Annotated in this window: 16 protein-coding genes and 1 pseudogene; 11 read left to right on the forward strand and 6 right to left on the reverse strand. The window is 68.4% G+C overall.

The annotated features are described in order from the left end of the window. The first annotated feature begins 52 nt into the window (after positions 1-52). From EDD90_RS10010 to EDD90_RS10030, 6 genes are all read left to right on the forward strand, one after another. On the forward strand, positions 53-943 hold the full coding sequence (locus EDD90_RS10010; protein WP_123972716.1) for a hypothetical protein: 891 nt from the start codon (positions 53-55) through the stop codon (positions 941-943). A 402-nt stretch (positions 944-1,345) separates the two neighbouring features. Next, positions 1,346-1,612: a hypothetical protein gene (locus EDD90_RS10015; protein ID WP_123972717.1), complete on the forward strand. Its 267-nt coding sequence runs from the start codon at positions 1,346-1,348 to the stop codon at positions 1,610-1,612. 215 nt (positions 1,613-1,827) lie between these two features. Beyond that, positions 1,828-2,445 (forward strand): hypothetical protein, encoded by a 618-nt coding sequence (locus tag EDD90_RS10020; RefSeq protein WP_123972718.1) that lies wholly within the window; start codon positions 1,828-1,830, stop codon positions 2,443-2,445. Between the two features lie 121 nt (positions 2,446-2,566). Further along, positions 2,567-3,316, forward strand: a complete 750-nt coding sequence (locus EDD90_RS10025; protein ID WP_123972719.1) for a hypothetical protein — start codon at positions 2,567-2,569, stop codon at positions 3,314-3,316. Between the two features lie 112 nt (positions 3,317-3,428). Further along, entirely contained in the window at positions 3,429-3,602 is a 174-nt protein-coding gene (locus EDD90_RS55235) for a hypothetical protein (RefSeq protein WP_185149012.1), read from the forward strand. Between the two features lie 129 nt (positions 3,603-3,731). Beyond that, positions 3,732-4,079, forward strand: coding sequence for a hypothetical protein (locus tag EDD90_RS10030; RefSeq protein ID WP_123972720.1), 348 nt, complete (start codon positions 3,732-3,734; stop codon positions 4,077-4,079). A gap of 832 nt (positions 4,080-4,911) precedes the next feature. On the opposite strand, the gene EDD90_RS10035 is transcribed toward EDD90_RS10030, so the two are convergent. Both EDD90_RS10035 and EDD90_RS10040 read right to left on the reverse strand, forming a co-directional pair. Beyond that, complete coding sequence (locus EDD90_RS10035) at positions 4,912-5,292, reverse strand: hypothetical protein (protein WP_123972721.1); 381 nt, start codon at positions 5,290-5,292, stop codon at positions 4,912-4,914. Then, complete coding sequence (locus tag EDD90_RS10040) at positions 5,289-5,762, reverse strand: hypothetical protein (protein WP_123972722.1); 474 nt, start codon at positions 5,760-5,762, stop codon at positions 5,289-5,291. Before EDD90_RS10040 ends, EDD90_RS10035 begins: the two co-directional genes overlap by 4 nt. 408 nt (positions 5,763-6,170) lie before the next feature. Here EDD90_RS10040 and mobF point away from each other — a divergent pair, with 408 nt between their 5' ends. From mobF to EDD90_RS10065, 5 genes and pseudogenes are all read left to right on the forward strand, one after another. Then, the gene (mobF, locus tag EDD90_RS10045; RefSeq protein ID WP_260328704.1) at positions 6,171-10,985 is read left to right on the forward strand and encodes a MobF family relaxase; all 4,815 of its coding nucleotides are present in this window, start codon (positions 6,171-6,173) and stop codon (positions 10,983-10,985) included. A gap of 16 nt (positions 10,986-11,001) precedes the next feature. Beyond that, positions 11,002-11,292, forward strand: a complete 291-nt coding sequence (locus EDD90_RS10050) for a hypothetical protein (protein WP_123972724.1) — start codon at positions 11,002-11,004, stop codon at positions 11,290-11,292. A 229-nt stretch (positions 11,293-11,521) separates the two neighbouring features. After that, positions 11,522-11,870, forward strand: a pseudogene (locus EDD90_RS57075) (RNA polymerase subunit sigma-70); the annotation flags it as partial. A 164-nt stretch (positions 11,871-12,034) separates the two neighbouring features. Beyond that, positions 12,035-12,364 (forward strand): transposase, encoded by a 330-nt coding sequence (locus EDD90_RS10060; RefSeq protein WP_123972376.1) that lies wholly within the window; start codon positions 12,035-12,037, stop codon positions 12,362-12,364. After that, entirely contained in the window at positions 12,361-13,272 is a 912-nt protein-coding gene (locus tag EDD90_RS10065) for an IS3 family transposase (protein ID WP_221305085.1), read from the forward strand. The genes EDD90_RS10060 and EDD90_RS10065 overlap by 4 nt, the downstream gene beginning before the upstream one ends. Before the next feature lie 80 nt (positions 13,273-13,352). On the opposite strand, the gene EDD90_RS10070 is transcribed toward EDD90_RS10065, so the two are convergent. The 4 genes from EDD90_RS10070 to EDD90_RS10085 all read right to left on the reverse strand — a co-directional run bounded on the left by EDD90_RS10070 (position 13,353) and on the right by EDD90_RS10085 (position 17,645). After that, on the reverse strand, positions 13,353-14,465 hold the full coding sequence (locus EDD90_RS10070) for a hypothetical protein (RefSeq protein ID WP_123972726.1): 1,113 nt from the start codon (positions 14,463-14,465) through the stop codon (positions 13,353-13,355). 296 nt (positions 14,466-14,761) lie between these two features. Continuing rightward, positions 14,762-16,003, reverse strand: coding sequence for a DUF1173 family protein (locus tag EDD90_RS10075; RefSeq protein WP_123972727.1), 1,242 nt, complete (start codon positions 16,001-16,003; stop codon positions 14,762-14,764). Continuing rightward, the gene (locus EDD90_RS10080) at positions 16,000-17,193 is read right to left on the reverse strand and encodes a hypothetical protein (protein ID WP_123972728.1); all 1,194 of its coding nucleotides are present in this window, start codon (positions 17,191-17,193) and stop codon (positions 16,000-16,002) included. The genes EDD90_RS10075 and EDD90_RS10080 overlap by 4 nt, the downstream gene beginning before the upstream one ends. An 11-nt stretch (positions 17,194-17,204) precedes the next feature. Further along, entirely contained in the window at positions 17,205-17,645 is a 441-nt protein-coding gene (locus tag EDD90_RS10085; protein ID WP_123972729.1) for a hypothetical protein, read from the reverse strand. Positions 17,646-17,909 lie beyond the last annotated feature (264 nt).

Here is a 17,909-nt window from a genome sequence, read left to right on the forward strand (position 1 = left end):
CCCCTGAGGTATCCGACAGTGTAGGGCCTTGCATGAGACAGGATGAGCCACGATGACCACGACCAGAGAACAGTTCGAGCAGCGCCTCGCGCAGCTGCGGCGCGAGGCGCCGGAGCTCACGCGCAAGGACTTCGCGCACCTCGCCGGCGTCGCTGAGAAGACGGTCCGGAACTGGCTGGACGCCGACCCGAAGTTCGCTGACACAGCTCGGACCGGTGCGCGGCGAGTCCAGCTCTTTCCCTTTGACGAGGGCGCGCAGTGGGTGCGCAAGCAGCTCTTCGGTGCCGACGAGCGGGCGCCGGAAGCGAGCCCCGGTCCTCGGCTCGCCGCGGAACCCCATCGCATGCCGCACGCACCCGGGGAACGGTGGCGCTGGGTTGACATGGCGCGTCTTCGCGGCGTGACGCCGACCGCCGTGCGGGTGCTCGCCGCCGACTACCGAGAGCACCCCGAGCGCCCGTTTCCACCGCGCGACGAGTTCGACCACATGTGTGACGCCGGAGAGGTCTCCGCCTGGTTCCTCTGGTACGACACCACCCGTCCGGGATACACCGGCCCCCGGCCCGCCGAGATCGCGGCCGAGTCCGGCATCAAAGACACCCGCCGCAAGGAGGTCGTCAGGCGCCTGAACACAGCGCTCGACGACGGCGAGTCCCTGACCAGCCGTACGCTGGCCGAGGAACTCGGGGTGAGCGCCGACGTCGCGGCCCGCTACCTGCGGCAGGCCGCTGAGAAGGTTCTCCCCGAGCGTGGCCTGATCTCTCGCAGCCAGATCGCCGAACGGCTGCCCACGGCGCCCGCCGTGCTCACGCCCGAGCAACGCCGCGAGAGGGTGAAGACCTTCCTCAAACGCAAGAGCGCCCCCGCCCCCGTCATCACGGTGGCCGATACGCCGTACTACAGCGAAACGGCCATCGCCGAGTTCCTCGCCCCTCCCGCTTGACCCCGCCGACCATCGCGTCCCCGATCGGACAGACCGCGGTCGGCATTCTCGCCTTCGCATCCCGGCGATCGAGTGTGGGGCCCTCGGCGGGAGGGGTGCAAGGACGGGCTTCGCCGCGTCCTTGCACCCCTCCCGTTCGGGCCCCGTTTTTTCTTTGCCGGGATGGGAGGGGGGCATCCACCGGCACCGGACCGGGGGCGGCTCGGCGCCGTAGCCGTGTGCGGCAACACGAGCTTCCGCACACCCCAACGGCGCTGCACCCCCGGGTCGAAATCCGCAGAGAATGACCCCTGTTGGGCCGGGCTTTCGCGTTGACCACCTCACCCAAGAAAGATAGATTTACCTATATCGAGAGGGGGCGGGGCAAGGCCCCCGGAACCCACGACCACCGAGGAGATCACCTTGGCCGAGGACACCGAAGACGCCGAGCAGACCGAGTTCCTGTTGGTGTGCGAGAACGGCGACATCCAGCCGTTCGACGACTACCACGACGCCTACGAGGCGCTGACCGCCGCCGTCAAGCGTGACGTCGAGAAGTACGGCGAGGAGACGGCCCGCGAGGGTGTGATCCACCCGTACGGCATGTCGATCAACGTCATGCGCGACGGCCGTGACGTCACAGAGGACTGGGAGCGGAACGAGCCGCACAAGCCGCTGAGCATGGACTGAGCGGCGCCCGGCCAGCGAGCCGGGATCCCTCGAATCGCCGGGATGCGCGGCTGCTCCCACGCGCGAGCTCGCTCGTGAACGTCGTCGACGCACGAGCCGGCCGGAACACCGCGCGCCCGGCGCCCTTCCCCCCTCTTCCGCTCTTCAGAGCGTCCGTCACGCGCCCCACTGCTTCGGGCCGGGGAGTAACCGGCCTGCTTCGAAAGGACTCCATCATGCGAATCACCACCGCCCCGCACGCCATCGAGGCGCGCGCCGCGTTCAGCGGATACTCCGCCTTCCCCAGACGGGTGGCCCCCCTGCTCGCCATGCGCCTCACCGTCATGCGGGAGTACGCGGCGAACCGCAACCACGTCGCGATCTGGGCCGACACCGCCAAGCAGGTTCACGAGGCCATCACCGCCGTGTGCTTCGCCCAGGTCACCCGTCGCCGTAAGTACCGCCGGATCGCGAGCCATGTCGCCCTGGACGCCATCGTGGCGTACGAGAAGGCGTACGTCGTCACCCTCTTGCGCGACGAAGCGGGCCACTACCACCCCGCGCCCGGAACCGAGTTCCCGTTCGCCGTCTCCGACATCGGCCGCGCCGCCGCCGATCTCCTCGGCGACGAGTGGTCCGTAGATTCCGGCTTCTGGGGCGTGCGCGCCTTCCTCCAAGCAGGCGACGAGCGCGACTGGTACACCCTTACCGTCTCCGACAGCGGAGTCCTGCGCGTCGAGGCCCTCCCCGAGGCACACCGCACCGACATCTACGGCGTGTGGCCCAGCGACGGTCTCGCCGACATCGCCGCCCGCGTCGCCGACATCATCCGCGAACTCCGCAAGGGCGACTGACCCGCCCTGCGGCGGCCGTGCCCCGGCCACGAAACCGGCCGGGGCACGGCCGCCGCACCCGGTCTCCACCACCCGCCCGGAGACCGACCGGACAGTCCCCCGAGTGAGAGGAACCCGCACGATGACCAGCAAGACCAAGCCCAACGGCTACACCGTCCACGCATTCAACGCGGCCGGTGACGTCCTCGGACTCGACGGCCCCCACTCGGCCGGAAAGGCGCGTGAGGGCGTGGACGGCCAAACCGCCGGACAGTCCCTGTTCATCGAGACCGGTCACCGGCTGGAGGGCAACGGCCTTCCGGTGCGTGACCGGATCCGCTGGTACGTCGTCACCGATCACAAAGCCCGCCGCCACACGTGCCACGGACGGCCCGAAGGTGTCGAGCCGGGCACCCTGGGCGCCCTGGTGCGCTACCTCGAATTCTCACCGGCTGACTGGGTGGCGCTCGCGATGCTCGAACACGCCACGGAGGGCACCCCGTTCTGCGGCTCGTGCGAGGACACCGGCACCGTGACCCTGTACGACGGTTCCACCGACGGGATCACCGGCAGCCTGGCGTGTGAGGACAAGGCATGCATCCAGCGGGGCCGGGCGCGGGCCCGGATCGCTGAACAGCGCCACACGGGCGAGCTGTTCATCGGGCATGAGGTGTTCACGCCGCACATCTGCTCCGAGTGCCACTACGGCGGTTACACGCCCGTGCCCGGCCTGTACGCGAGCACAGGCCCGGTCTACGTGTGCACGGCGTGGGGGTGCGGTCACACCGTCGACCGGAGCGCGTTCGAGGTCGCGGACGGCGAGAGGTTGGCCGAGGCGAACAACCGGCTTCACACCGCCCGTGCCCGCAGCCATGACGAACCCCCCTTCTAGGCACCGCAGCCCCCACCACAGATGGTGTGCGGCCCGATCGAGTCGGGCTGGGGAGCACCGGGCCACCCCATCCGGAGCACGGCCCCAACCCCACGGAGAGGAACACCACGACATGACCACGCAGGACGAACACCCCGCGGCTCACCGACCCGCCACGGACGACACCGGCCGGCGGGAGTGGACGGAGGCTGAGGCACTGGAGCGCGACCGGCGGGCGGAGGAGCGCACGCGGCCGGTGACAGCGGAGCTGGTACGGAACCGGGGCACCCGGGAAACGGTGGTGTGACTGCTCGACGAGTCCGGCACTTTGTGCGCCACGGCGCACGTAATCCGGCTGGACATCCGCCACGACGTCCGCCAGGACGACGCGGAGGCAGCGGCAGCCCGTGCGCTGGTGAAGACAGGTTTTCGTCCCGTGCTCGGCTGGACGTGGACGGAGGTAGGGGCGGACGCCTCCCGGCGCCGGTGGCGTATCGCGATCGAGCCGACGGCCGACTACCTGTCGTACGTAGAGCGCCGCTACGGTCCGCGTCCGGAGATTCCGGCTATCGACGGCGCCACCGTCACGGCGCGCACGCAGCGCGGATGGTGGGACGTCACCACGTCCGACGGTGAACGGTACGCGCTCACGTGGTCACCGCAGATCGGCGGCGACCGGTGGACGGTGTGGGGCGGGGAGAACTTCACCCGGCTCGTTCGCTCCACCACCGACCAGGCGAAGGCCCTGTTCGTGCTCCGCCACCCGAGCCACGCTCGCGGTTGACGCGGTGTGGCCCCGGGGCGGTGCAGGACACCCGCCGAGGACTTGGCCGCCCGTAACGGCCTCACCCCGATACCCCTCCGCTACTGACCATGCCCGCCCGGCCCGGGGCCGCACGCCCCGGGTCCCGGGCCCGCCCCGAACGGAGCACATCCCATGCGACTGCGTATCCCGAAGTTCCACCCCCTCTCCGACATGCCGCTGTTCGAGTCGCAGCGCACCCTGCGCGGCCACCCCTTCTACCCCGGCGCGAGCGTGCTGCGCTCCCTCGCCCCCCCGCGAACCCCGCCTCCCGGCCGAACAGGCGCCGTGCGTCGTCTACCACTCGCCATGGGGCCACCTGGTCGTCACCGAGATCCACCCGGAGAACCTGAACGGCTACGGCTGGACGTGCCTGTCGAACTACCCGGACGGTGCCGAGTGGGGAGACCTCGGATACATGGGCGAGTTCGAGCGACGGCGCGGCACGCCGTACGAGTTCTGGGAGCGAGACTTGCACTCCCAGGACCGCAACGCGGCTGCCGCTATCGCCCGCATCCTCACGCGCTACGACGACCCTCCTGCACAGCGCAGCGCGCCAGAAGGGCCCGAGCAGGCGCCCGCCGTCCCAGCCGAACCAGCACCCCACCCAACCGCCGCCCCCGTTGCTCGCATGCCCCGTACTCCCAAGGGCGCCCTGCGCGTCCGCCGCTGACCCGAGGCAGCCAGCCCGGGCACGCACCAGGGCATGCACGCCCAGGGGCGCAGCGCGAAGCCGCGGGCCCCCGCACCGACGTCCTCTGAGTCGGTGCGGGGGCCCGCGGCTTTGTTCGTTCGCTGCCTGTGCCGACGCTGCCTATGGGCGCGGCGGCTGGTTCACCCAGGACTGCGGGCTTCGAACAGTCGGCCCCGGCGGAGCTGATACGGGGTACTGGGGTACCTGCGGTGCGGGGTGGGCGGCCGGTACCGGCTGCTGCGGGTACGGGCCGGTCTGGCTCCCGGGAGCGGGTGCCGGGGGTACACAGCGGAGCTTGGTCCCCGCGTACAGGGTGACGCTCCAGGCGGGTTGGTCACTGTAGAGGCGCCACATGGGTTTGCCGTCGGCCGTGGTCCTCTCGTAGCGGCCGAGGCGGAAGCCGATCGTCGTTCCTCCTTCGTCCTCCACCTCCATCAGGAGACCGATCCACTCGGGGCTGATGTCCTCGATCGGCTGTTCGGCCACCGCGTTGGGTGTCATCCCTTCTCCTCTCGCGTCGAGGCCGCGCGTTCCTCGGCCGGCCCGGACAGGGGCGGCTCATGCGGTGTATCCGTGTGCATGGCCGAGGCGGTAACAGGCTGGCCGGTCGGTGTCTCGCGCGCGGTAGTCGCGGCCGGTGCGGAGCTCTGATCCGGCGCAGGGTCTTCCTGCGTGCTGGCGGATTCGGCGGCGGCGACCTTGCGGATGGTCTCCACGGACTCGCCGAGCCGGTCGGCGACGGAACGGACGCCGTCGAGCTGAAGCATCTGTCCGACGCTCCGGGCCTGCCGGTCCCGCAGCTCCTCCTCCGCGGTCCTGGCCTGGCCGCGCAGCCGGGCGGCGTACGCGGCGATCTTCTCCTCGGCCTCCGTAGTGACGTCCTCGATCTCCTGCGCTGCCAGTTCGTAGTCGGTGGCCAGGTCCTCCAGTCGCCGTTCCCGCTCCCAGTGCGCCGCCCGGCGTGCGCGCACTCGCTCGCGGGCGTCAACCTCCCGCGCTGATTTCCGCGGACTCCGTTGAGCCATCCAACTCGCCTCCCCTGAACGATGGGTTCTGGGTCATTGTGGCCGATGAATCCACGCTTCCCGCATGGGGAATTTGAGGTCTTCTCTGAATGACGCATCCAGAGGCATTCAGAGGCAATCTGAATCACTTGATCTTGCCTGTGGATAACGCGAACTGCGGGTTTTCCGCAGGTCCACTCAGGAGAGCGGACCTGCGGAAAACCGGGAGCGCTTCGCGGTCCGTGAAGAAGGACGGTGCAGGTCGGCTCGTTGGCTCGGCTCGTTCCTCGCTCGCCAACTCCCCTTCCCTGCACCCCCCTTCTTCACGGTCAAAGCTCTTGCATTCACAATGACACAAGGTAATCTGAGTGCATGATGACCATCCACAAGCTCTCAGCTGGGGATGGCTATCGCTATTACATGAGCGAGACGGTCACCGGAGATGTGCGCCGTTCCGTAGACCGTGACCTGGGCGATTACTACACGGCGGAGGGAAATCCGCCGGGCGTATGGGTGGGCGGCGGAATCGCGGAACTCGGCGTCTTCGGCACGGTGACCGAGCCGCAGATGGAAGCCCTGTACGGCGAGGGACTGCACCCGAACGCGGACGAGATCATCAAGACGGCCGTGGCCGAAGGACTCTCACCTGCCGAGGCCACCCGCCGGGCACGGCTGGGACGCCGCTTCTACCGCTACGACCAAACCGCCGGCCCCCTCGCAGCGAAGATCCAGGACGAGATCGAGGCCCTCGAAGCCCGCAAGGGAGGGGAGTCCACCGCCGATGAGCGCAGGAAGGTGCGCGCCAAGGTCGGCGCCATCGCCTTCCGGGCGGACTTCGGCCGCTCACCCAAGAATGCCGAGGAACTCGCCCGCTACATCAGCGCCAACACCGCCTCGAAGCAGCAGGCGGTCGTGGGATACGACCTGGTCCTGCGTCCTCCGGAGGAGATCGGCAAGGGGCTGTTCGGTGAGGGTGACGAAGACGTCTGCCGGATCACGATGGAGTGCGACGAGGAAGCGGTCCTTGAGACGATCGGCTGGATCGAGGAGCACGCGCTCGCCACCCGCACGGGCATCAACGGCATTGCCCAGGAGGACGTGCGGGGCGGACTCGTCGCTTCCCTCTTCAAGCACTACGACAACCGGCTCGGCGAACCCCTTCTCCACCATCACCTGGTCGTGGCGAACAAGGTCCTCGGGGCCGACGGCAAGTGGCGCTCGATCGACGGGAAGCTGCTGTACGCGATGGGAGTTGCCGCCTCCGAGTTCTACAACCAGGTCGTGGTCGAGAAGGTGTGCGCGCGTCTCGGCCTGGAGGCCGAGGAGCGTGAGGTCACCCCGGGCAAGCGCCCGGTCATAGGGATCAAGGGTTTCGACCGCGGGGTGCTGGAGCCGCATTCGAAGCGCACGCGGGACATCGGCACGCGGCTGGAGGAACTGCTTCAGGCCTACCGCCAGAAGCACGGCAAGGAGCCGGGGACTGCGGCCCGGATGGCCCTCATCCAGCAGGCCACGCTGGAGACCAGACCGGCCAAGAAGAAGGGGCGGTCCCTGGCGCAGTTGCGGGCGGCATGGCGCAGGCAGGCCATCGCCGCCGTCGGCCGCGAGCGGGTTGACGCGCTGCTGCGTACGGCGCAGGTCGCGGCGTCCGAACCCGGTGACCTGACGGAGATCGACGTGGTGCAGGCCGCTGAGGAAGTCCTTGCCGTGGTGTCCGATGCACGAGCGGTATGGGGCGAGCGGCATGTGCTGGCCGAGTCGCGACGCCACGTCGTGCGGCTCACCCGAGGTCGCAGCTCAGCGGCCGACAGGCTCGCCGAGCGCATCACCGAACGCGTGCTGGCGCATGGTTCGCTGAGCATCACGCCGCCCGACCTGCACCGGCCGTTCGCGCCTCTTCTGCGGGCAGACGGCACGAGCATCTACCGGCGCCGCGAGTCCGTCCTGTACACCTCGCGTGAGGTCCTGGCCGCAGAAGACCGGGTCTTGAACGCCGCGCGCACCGTGGTGGTCCCCGCGCTCGCCGGGGACCGGTTCGCGGAGGTCGCCGACCACTTCCAGGGCCATGAGCTCGATGCCGGACAGCGCCGGCTCGCGAAGGTGTTCGCCTGCTCCGACCGCCTCGTCGTCGGCGGCATCGGCCCCGCCGGCGCGGGCAAGACCACTGCACTCCAGCTCGTCCGCGACGCGGTGGCCGCCGGGGGCGGACGGCTCATACTTCTTGCCCCCTCCTCACGCGCGATGAAGGTCATCGAAGGCGATCTCGACACCACGGCGTACACGCTGCACGGCTGGCTCGCCCAGCGCGATCAGCTGACCGAAGGCAGCATCGTCCACCGCGTGTTGAAACGCCGCAGCAGCAAGCGCCGGAAGACCGTCTCGGAGGAATACGCGCTGCGCCCGGGCGACGTGATCGTGGTCGACGAGGCGGGCATGGCCGGTACACGGAACCTCGCGCGCGTGGTGGCCGAGGCCGAGTCCGCCGGCGCCCTGGTCCGGCTCATCGGAGACCCCGCGCAGCTCGGTTCGATCGAGTCGGGAGGCCTGCTGCGCCAACTCGCCCGCGCTGTGGGCGTGGTAGAGCTGGAAGAGCTCCACCGCTTCCAGACCGAGGGCGAGGGGGCGGCCACCCTTGTCCTGCGCGATGGTGATCCGGCTGATGCCTGGAGCTGGCACCTGGACCAGGGCCGGATCGTGGGCGGCAGCCGCGAGGAAATGCTCAGTGCTGTCTTCGCCGGGTGGCAACGAGACGTCGAGGCCGGTCTGAACGCACTGATGATGGCCGACGACGCGGAGATGGTCCGCGAACTCAACCTGCGGGCCCAGGCCTTCCAACTCGCGTCGGGCCGACTCGACTTGAGCCGGACCACGCGGTTGCGCGACGAGCTCCAAGCCGCGGTCGGCGACGTCATCGTGACCCGGAAGAACCAGCGCAAACTCTCCCTGCTCGGGGGCCGCGACTATGTCAAGAACGGCGACCAGTGGCTGATCGAGCGGATCGACCGGCGCGGAAACGTCCACGTCCGACACACCGGCCACGGCGGACGGATCGTTCTGCAGCGCGGCTACCTGCGCCGGCACGCCGAACTCGGGTACGCGTACACCACACACCGCGCTCAGGGCATCACGGTGGCAGCCGCCCACGGCCTCATCAGCGCGCGCACCTCGCGGGAAGCTGCGTACGTCGAGGCGACCCGAGGGAGCCAGTCCAACCACATCTATGTCGTCACCGACGACGCACAGAACATGCGCGACGTGCTGGACACCGTGGCCCACAGCAGCCAGGCCTCCATCTCCGCTCACGAGATGATCGAGGCCGAGCAGGAACGCGCCTACAGCATCAGCCAGTTCGTCGCCGAATACACCGACGTCTACGCCCGCGCCACCAGCCAGCGCCTGCAGAGCCTTACCCGCCGTGTCCTTGGACCCGAGGCCGAGATGTTCATTGCCGCGGACGCCTGGGAGGTCGCCGAGCGCTCACTGCGGGCCGCCGAAGCCGAAGGGTGGGACCTCGGTCGGCTCATCCGGGTCGCCTTCGACGAAAGGGACTTCGCGGACGCGGACGACCCGGCTGCCGTGCTCGCCTGGCGCATCGACTACCGCGTCGAAGCGGGACAGCAGGCAATCGAACGCGTCGCCCGCACGGAGGCCCAGCCCGGCGGCAGCCGCCCGCTGAAGACGCTCAGCACGGAGCAGCTCCAGCGTCTTCTGGAACTCGCCGAGCAGCACCGGCGGACCGCCCTGGAGGAACTGCTGCGTGCGGACGCCGCCGTCGACGGCCAGCCCCGGCCCATCGTGGCAAACGGACTTCCCTATCCCGCCTGGCCCGACCGGGCACACGGGCACCTCACCCGGGCCCAACTCGCAGCGGCCGTTGCCCAGGTACGGGCCCGAATCCGCCGCGCGGAACACAAAGGGGACCACGAAGCCGAACGCACCGCTGCTGCGGAACACGCCCTGCTGCGGCGCGAGCAGCGGCTGCGTAGGGCGATGCCCGCACGCGAACGGCTGCGCGAAGACTGGCAGCGCGAACCCGGTCGTGGCGGCGACCACACCTCCCGCCGGCCCGTGGCAGCCACGCGCGCCGAGCGCACTGCCAACCTCCACCGCCAGGACACGGCCCGGGAACGACTCAAGCGCGCCCAGCTCATCGCCGCCAGGATCCGAGCCGAACAACGGCTGCGCGACGCGCTCCCGCACGGTCCAGCACCGGTCCTGGACAACAGCGGTCACCTGCCCGACTGGATCGCTCCCTCGGCCGCCGTCAGGGACATGGACACACCGGAGGGCTGGCGTCAACACCTTGTCGAGCGGCGCTTCGTGCTCTCCAACCGGCTGGAGCAGATGGGGCTTGCCCTGGCCAAGTCCCCGCCGCCGTGGGCCCAAGTCCTCGGCCCGGTCCCCGTCGCGGGAACCGACCTTCGCGAACAGTGGGAGCGCACGGCCGCGGTGGCCGATGTGTGGCGCATCCGTCACGCTCTGGCCGACGACGTTCCCGCCATTGGCGAGCAGCCGACTGATCCCCGCGACGCCCATGCCTGGGAAATCTTCCAGCAGCGCATCGCCGAGGTCGGCCGCCGCGCCCGCGCGTCCGCCGCCGCGCGCCATCGACCCAACGAACCGTCCGGCGGGATGCGGATCGCCGCCCGCACCGCCGAGAACTTCCAGTACCGGCTGCTCGACACACTCATGACCGAGCCGGAAGACCGGGAGGCGGTATCGGCCGCCGCCGCAGCATTCGCCGAACTCGCCCTGCGTCGGGCACTGGAAGGGCAGGAACCCATCGAGGAGTGGGTCGAGCAGATTCCTTCGCCGGACTCCGAGGACACCGCTCAGCAGGAGCAGTGGCAGCAACTCGTCGCAGCTCTAGCCGCCTATCGGATGCTGAACCAGATCGACTCCGACGAGCCTTTGGGAGAGACTCCTGATGAGGCCGAAGAACGAGAGCAGTGGTCCGAGCTGCACGAGGCCATGACGCTCTTCCAGCGCTCCCGCATCCAGCAGCGCCTGGCAGAAGTCCGCGCCCACCGAGACGCCGAACGAGCCCGGCGCGGCCTGGCCCCCGTCACACCTGGCGTACCGGCTGACGACGCCGTCCGCCGGCGGCGAGCCGACACCGTACAGGACGAACAGAACCATCACCGGCGCCGCGGCCCCAACCCGGGACCACGCAGAGGACCGGGAACGTGAGTGAGGAGATGAAGGAATGGACGAGAAGAACGAGAACGTCACCACCAATGAAGGGCTCACCGAAGAACAGCGTGAACTCCTCACGCAGTTCGCCGCCCGGCGAGCCGCCCGGCTGGCCGTAGCGTCCGGACGAGCACCCGAACAGTCGGAACTGGAGGCCCGCCTGCACGAGATGGACGAGGCCTTCGCAGCGCGCCCAGACCGCGACAGCCCGCTGGTCCAGGAGAATCACGAACTCAGGCGATACACAGCGATCCTCGAAGAAGCGATACGAGCCCTGATGGCGGGTGAATTGGTCGCAGACTGAGGCGATGGCCAGGCAGGCCAGATCGTCTATGTCGAGTCAGGTCTCGGTGTTCAAGGCCGAACGTGCGGCCATCTGGAAGGTCTTGTCCGGTTGACGCTTGGCCGTCGCGGCGCTCACGAAGCGGGCGTTGAGGATCTCAACGCGCCCGTGGCTGGGGCGCGGACGGCCTCGTACCAAGCGAGGTCAATCATGTCCATCTCGTAGAGGGTCTGCCGGAACGTGTCGGCAGCTCACCGACGATGCGACTGCGGGCTCGGACGGCTACGGACTGGCAAAGCGGCTGCTGCAGTACGACACCTGCGAGCGCATCGCCGCCTGCGTGCGGGCCGGCTTCAAGCCCACGGCGGCGAAGCGGCGGCCGGCCGGAGGCTTCCCCGCGTTCCACATCGCGCTGGTCAACAGCTCCCCAGCCGTCCTCGCCGTGTTCGACGACCGGGTCGTGGGCGCCGTGGCGTTCGAAGTCAGCGACGGCAGGGTCGCGTCTCTGCACGGCATCGCCCGCCGCGGACCGGCTCGCGCGCCTCAACGAGGCCTGGCGGCAGCTCGCACCCGATGTGCCGGGCATCACCGCAGGGTGAACAGAGCCGGGCGAAGCTCCTGGTAGGGCGACGAGTGATCTTAGTCGTGAACCCGTCTACCAGCTGCGGCCCCACCCCTGGATTCTCAGGCACCCGCGCCTGATGGCTGGGCTGTCCCTCCCCTCTTAGCGTGGAGTCCGTGATTGCAGGGGAAGTTGGGGTTCATGGGGTCCAAGCAACGCACGTACACGCCTGAGTTTCGTGAGGGTGCTGTACGCATTGTGATCGAGACGGGCAGGCCGATCCCGGAGGTCGCCGAGGAGCTCGGTGTGCATTCCGGCACGCTGCACAGCTGGGTGTCACGGTGGCGGCGCAACGGGTCGGCGTCGTCCGACCAGCCTGCCGAGCCCGCACCGGGCGGGCGGCTGCGCGAAGCCGAGCGGGCCGAGTTGGAGCGGCTGCGGCGGGATGCGGCGGAGAAGAACAAGCGGATCCGCGAGCTGGAGATGGAGCGTGATGTCCTCAAGCGATGCATGGTCCTCTGGGTGAAGTGACCGGAACGGACCCGGCCGCCCTGGCCGCGTTCATCGGTAACCAGAGGGCCGAGCACCACGTCCCGCACCGCCTGGCCTGCCGGGTTCTGGGAGTGTCGGAGTCCTGGTTCTACAAGTGGCGCGACAAGACCACCACCGCTCGTGAAGTGCGGCGAGGACAGTTGGCCGACGCGATCCGACAGATCTTCGAGAAGTCCGGCGGCACCTACGGTTCTCCGAAGGTCTGGCTCCTCCTGATCCGCGCCGGCTGGCGCGTCTCGGTGAACACCGTCGCGCGTCTCATGGCCGAACTCGGCCTGGCCGGACGGAAGATCCGCCGACGGGGCGGGCTGACCCGCCCCGGCAAACGGCCCGCGTTCGCGGACTTTGTCCGCCGCGACTTCACCGCCGACGCTCCAGATCAGGTGTGGTGTGGCGACATGACGGAGATCGCCACCGGTGAGGGCAAGCTGTATCTGGCCACCGTCATCGACCTGTTCTCGCGCCGCCTGCTCGGCTACGCGATGGGTGCACGTCACGACGCAGAACTCGTCGTTGCGTCCTTGAACATGGCCGCGGCCACCCGTGGCGGCGACGTCAAGGGCGTCATCTTCCACAGCGACAGGGGCAGCGAATATGTGTCCCGGCGCTTCCGCTGGGCCTGCCGGCGTCTGGGCGTGACGCAGTCCATGGGCCGGGTCGGGTCGTGTTTCGACAACGCCGTCAGCGAGGCGTTCAACAGCGTACTCAAGGTCGAGTACGTCCATCGGCACACCTTCGCCACCCGCACCGAGGCCCGCCTGAGGATCGCGACCTGGATCACCGCCTTCTACAACACACACCGACTACACAGCGTGTGCGGTTACCGGAGTCCGATCGACTACGAACACGACCACCGAGCCAACTCCGCCTTGGAGCTGGCCGCTTAGAAGATCTCCACAGTCCGAGGGGATTGACAGGGCAGAGTTACCTGGCGAGGTGACGCCTCCACCCGGGTCACTGACTGGACCTACTGCGGACTGTTACGAAGGCGCGCCAGATGCCGCTCCAGGGCCCGGGCCGCGAAGCGCTCCCGGATCCGCCGCCAGATCCGCACCAGTAGCGCCACTTTCGGCGCGGGATGCGGAGTGGCAAGAGCAGCCTGTACCTCCCCGATGATCGTTTGAATGGCTGGTGTGGCGCTGGCGTCGGCTGCTGAAATGGCGCGCAGGTCTCGGCTTACCAGGTCCGTGAACACGACCACGAGGCCGACAAAGTTCGAGACTGTCGAGTCAAGCAGCGCCTGCAGCTTGCTGTCCCAGACCCAATCGGGCCGCACCCACCCGTTTCCGGTCCGGCTGGCCTCAATGATCAGCACGGTCGCTGCCGCTTGGGCCTGGGCGTTCTTCTGGATGTCAGTCAATTTGTTGCGCAAGTAGGCCTCGACGTCGGCCATGTGGTCAGTCAGCTCGGCGCTGGCGACCTCCCACGTCACTAGCTCTGCCCCGGCTGGGCCGGGGGTACCGGTGATCGTCAGCGTCGCGGTGCGACCGCCGGTCCCAACCACATCCTCCTCCAGCGTGAACGCCGTGCCTGTCGCGACCTGCGCGGCCACCGCATCGCAGATCTGCCCGCGCTGATCGTCCGTGATGCGGGCCGGTTCAGTGCTGCAGAGAATCCCGATCGTGAATCCGGTGCCCTTGAGCTGGGCTTCAAGGGTCTCTTCGAGGGAACTGCGGCCGGGGACCCACCGGTTCGTGACCTCAAGGCGCAGCGCGCCGCTGTTGATCTCGATGTCCGGCTGCGGGGATCCGGTGGTGGGCAGAAAGACGAAGGGGATCGCGGCTGCGAGGAGCTTCGCTGCGACGAGCAGCTCGGTGCGGATGTCAAGGCAGTCCTGCCAGGAACTGGCCGTCTTCAGCTGCTTGCGTTTGCCGCCGAGACCGGGAGGGCCGGCAGCCTCCAGGTCGACGATGACGTCCTCAAGCACACTGAGCGCGGCGCGTTGCCCGGGAAGGCCCTCGTAATCACTCCGCAGCGGATGCTTCGGCTTGGAGCCGGCCCAGTCGTCGAGCCGAGGCCAGGAGGCGAGGACGGAAATGGCGCCGGCGGGGGCGGGCGGGCTACTGCGGCGCTGGTTCATGGGACCTCGTGGCGGCACTGCGGGGCGCTCGCGGAAGCAGGCGCAGGGAACGGTCACTGTATTCGGCCTATGATGGCGTTTCGAGCCCCGGCTCTGCATCCCGCCTAGTCACGCGTTGTTCGGCCCGCTCAGCCGCAGCTTCGGGCCGGGACAAGGTCGCGTCGGCCTGTAATAGGCTACGGCCTTCTCCCGCGTCGCAGCCTTCCTGGCCGCGAGCAGGTGATCGGCAGGGCCGAATCAGGCAACCCGGAGATCATTCACGGAATCGTGGGCGGAGCCAGGTTCGAATACCTCCTTCATCCTCCCGCAATCCCGCGACGCCGAACGTCAGGAAGCGAGTAGGCAACGTCCCACTCGATCAACGCAGCACCTTGGCGCTGGTAGTGCGCCTGCTTCACGCGCTTGCGCTGGTCGTACGACTCCCTGCCGTGGATGCCATACACCTCGACGTAGGAGTGGGGTTGGTCATCGGTGAGGACGAAGTCGGGAAATACGAGATCGCTTCCGTCGTATCGAACCGGTTTGACGTAGGCACGTCCGGCGTCGGTGAGAGCGTTGGCCATGATGACTTCGTGGCTGGAGTCGGCGGGTATATAGAGCTTGCTGACCAGCATGGCAGCCATGTCCACCACCCTGACGTTGCCCTTCGGGCTGAGTTCGACCAGGAACAAGCCGATCCGGCGGGCTCCGTGTTCGTCCGCGGCTGCGGAGAAGGCAGGGCGGTATGAGCGGCGAAGCCGTTCGTCGAGCGCCGTGGAAGCGAACAGGGCGCCGTGATGGTGAGCCAGCGCGTATCGGATGCCGTAGCGGGTCGGTTTGACGTCTCGGATTTCGCCGAGGATGAGTCCCCGGCGCTGTGTGTCTCCCCGACGCTTCAGGCGGGCGATGCGGAACGTCTCGAAGGCGGCGATGTTGCGGCGGGCGTACTGCTCCCGGAAGGGAGGCACGACGTACAGGGCCTCGGTCAACTCCTCGTGGTTGATGGAGCATCCGGCGATCTGCTCGCTCAGTCGGGCGTGGCAGACCCACCAGGTGCGTCGTCGCCAGCGAGGATGCCAGGCGGTGAGTTGGGTTTCCTCCCACAGCCAGTGGAGGAGGCCAAGCAGGCCGACGGTGCGGCGGGCACGGCCTTCTCGTTGTTCGGTGGAGGTTGTGGCCGGCTCCGGGGCGCTGAGCTTGCGGGCGAGTGCGGCGGAAAAGCGGATAGCGACGCCGTCGTCGGACTCGTGGATGGCTTCCGTGCTGTAACCGTCGCGTCCGGTCAGTTCTGAGGCGAGTTTGTGGAAACTGCAGCTGGGGTCGTGTAGTTCGCCTTCGCCCGGCCAGCCGGCCAGGTGGTAGCGGCCGGCCCGACTGCACCGTATGACCAGGCGGAGTGCTGGTGTCTGGCAGAGGCATTGGCCGTGGCCCACCTCCGCCCTGGCGCGGGCGAAGAGGGGTGCGTAGTCGGTGGCGTGTTCTCGAAGCACGATGAGCGGCAGTGACTTGTCCGCGAGTCGTACGCGATCGGCTCGGTCAGCTTTGAAGGGTGTGGTCATCTCTGCACTCCTCCGTAACTGGGTCCGGTCGTGGGCCGGTGGTGCTGCAGTTCTTCCTCTGCCTTGCTGTGACGACGACGCCGGACGATCTTTAGCATCATCTGAATCGCCGTCTGGTGGGGGTCTTGGGTCTCGTCGGAATCGAGTTCCTCGGCCAGAGCACGCCGTAGGACGGCCTCTTCCGCCCGCTGGCGTTCGGTGAGCCGCAAGCGCCGTTGAATCTCCAGCGTGATGCGTTGCACCTCTTCGACGAGCTCCTCGACGCGTTGCGCCGCGTCAGCGGCTTCTGGGGGAACAGGCGTTCCTTCGGGGAGTTGCTCGGTCAGCTGCCGGAGCGCGTGGGAGGCGGTCATAGCTCTGACCATGGCCTCGCCGCGCCGGTTGCTCAGCTCCGGCGGGCTCAGCAACGCCAGGGACTCCGCGCGTGCCAAACGCACGAGAGCGGCCAGGACGTCTGCCTGGTTCAGGACCTCCATACCGGCGGCCACGCCCGGGTCCAGGCGGCTCGCGTTCAGCTCGGCCGACGCGATCCGGTCTGCCCAGGCCAGCAGGTCGGCACGCAGGCGTTTCACGGCCTGCGGCTCTACTCCGTATGCGGTGAACGCCGCGTCCGGGATGTCAGCAACCTGTGCCAGGCGCACGTACAGCTCTTCGCGCATCTGCGCCTCGGGGATCTGATGGAGGCCCGCCATGCCCCTTACGTAGTCCACCAGGTAGGAGTCGACGTCGCCGAGTCCAATGTGCCGGGTCAGCACCGAGAGGTCCACGAAGTCCTTGGCGTTGAGGCGATGTTCCGGTGCCTCAATCTTGGCGTAGAGAAGATCGCCGACAGCAGCGACCGGTATGCCGTCGACGGTGACGGTGTCGAAGTAACGGGTCATGCGGGCGAGTTGAATGGTGACGCTGCCGTAGAGGGCGTGTGTGGCCAGCAGGTCGCTGTTCTGGTCGCATTGCGCGACCGGGTGATACGCCCAGGTCCGTGTTTCCTCGACTCGGTAACCCTGAGCGGTCAGCGCGGCGACAACAGCTGCCCTCACTGCCGGAGCGTCTTGGACCTGGTCTGTGAACACGTCGATGTCGTGTGCGGGGCGGGCCCCGGCGATGCCCAGGGCATGGAGTGCCAGCGATCCGGAGAGGTGGTAGCCCTTCCGGCCGCAGGCGGTGAGTACGATCCGGGCGACCGTGATCATTGCGTCGGTGTTCACGCTGCGGTCAGCTCCGGGAAGCGTCGCTCCCACACCTGCGCGACGGACTGCGGTGCGAGCCGTCGTGGCCACAGCCGCAGCAGAACATCGCGGTTGATCAGCGCTGCCTGCTCGGTCGCGGTTCCTCGTACCAGGAGTCTGCGGTACAGCACGGCACACAGTGCCGCGTCCGCCACGTCCACGAGCGCGGGCACGTCTCCGTCGACCAGATGACGGGGAACGTCAACGACGCCCGATCCGGGTCCCGCGAGAGCGCCAAGATCCGTTACTACCTCGAACCCCTGGAACAGGAGAAGGTCGCTCACGCCTGGCGCGGTGAGCGCGTGAGCGATGTCCTCGGGCATGAGTCCCTGGCGGGCGGCTTCGTCGATCATTCCCTGCTCGGCGCCTCGCAGGCGCGCCACTCGCGCGAAATCGGGCCGGGGGGTGCTGGCCATGTAGTCCGTTCTCCTTTGGTGATGCGTCAAGTACACGCATTGGTTGACTAGTTGCGGCGATGTCGCCCGTCATCCGCGCCGTTCACCTCTAACGTCACCGAACGGCGGCTTCCCCTTGTGCAGAAGTCGGCCGACTGTCGAGCCAACCCCGCCGCAAAATACCCCCTGGGGGTATCGAAAGGTGTGAGAGTGTGGCTTCGACCGCCTGCGATGCACGTCCCAGAACGGAGGACTTGATGACTGACTGCTCCATACCCGTGCCGA

This window comes from Streptomyces sp. Ag109_O5-1, from assembly GCF_003814875.1.
In the GTDB taxonomy this organism is placed as follows: Bacteria; Actinomycetota; Actinomycetes; order Streptomycetales; family Streptomycetaceae; genus Streptomyces; species Streptomyces sasae.

Coding starts and splice junctions, on each gene's coding strand:
- EDD90_RS10010 (WP_123972716.1), top strand. CDS start 53: ATGACCACGACCAGAGAACAGTTCGAGCAGCGCCTCGCGCAGCTGCGG.
- EDD90_RS10020 (WP_123972718.1), top strand. CDS start 1,828: ATGCGAATCACCACCGCCCCGCACGCCATCGAGGCGCGCGCCGCGTTC.
- EDD90_RS10025 (WP_123972719.1), top strand. CDS start 2,567: ATGACCAGCAAGACCAAGCCCAACGGCTACACCGTCCACGCATTCAAC.
- EDD90_RS55235 (WP_185149012.1), top strand. CDS start 3,429: ATGACCACGCAGGACGAACACCCCGCGGCTCACCGACCCGCCACGGAC.
- EDD90_RS10035 (WP_123972721.1), bottom strand. CDS start 5,292: ATGACACCCAACGCGGTGGCCGAACAGCCGATCGAGGACATCAGCCCC.
- mobF (WP_260328704.1), top strand. CDS start 6,171: ATGACCATCCACAAGCTCTCAGCTGGGGATGGCTATCGCTATTACATG.
- EDD90_RS10050 (WP_123972724.1), top strand. CDS start 11,002: ATGGACGAGAAGAACGAGAACGTCACCACCAATGAAGGGCTCACCGAA.
- EDD90_RS10060 (WP_123972376.1), top strand. CDS start 12,035: ATGGGGTCCAAGCAACGCACGTACACGCCTGAGTTTCGTGAGGGTGCT.
- EDD90_RS10070 (WP_123972726.1), bottom strand. CDS start 14,465: ATGAACCAGCGCCGCAGTAGCCCGCCCGCCCCCGCCGGCGCCATTTCC.
- EDD90_RS10075 (WP_123972727.1), bottom strand. CDS start 16,003: ATGACCACACCCTTCAAAGCTGACCGAGCCGATCGCGTACGACTCGCG.
- EDD90_RS10080 (WP_123972728.1), bottom strand. CDS start 17,193: ATGATCACGGTCGCCCGGATCGTACTCACCGCCTGCGGCCGGAAGGGC.
- EDD90_RS10085 (WP_123972729.1), bottom strand. CDS start 17,645: ATGGCCAGCACCCCCCGGCCCGATTTCGCGCGAGTGGCGCGCCTGCGA.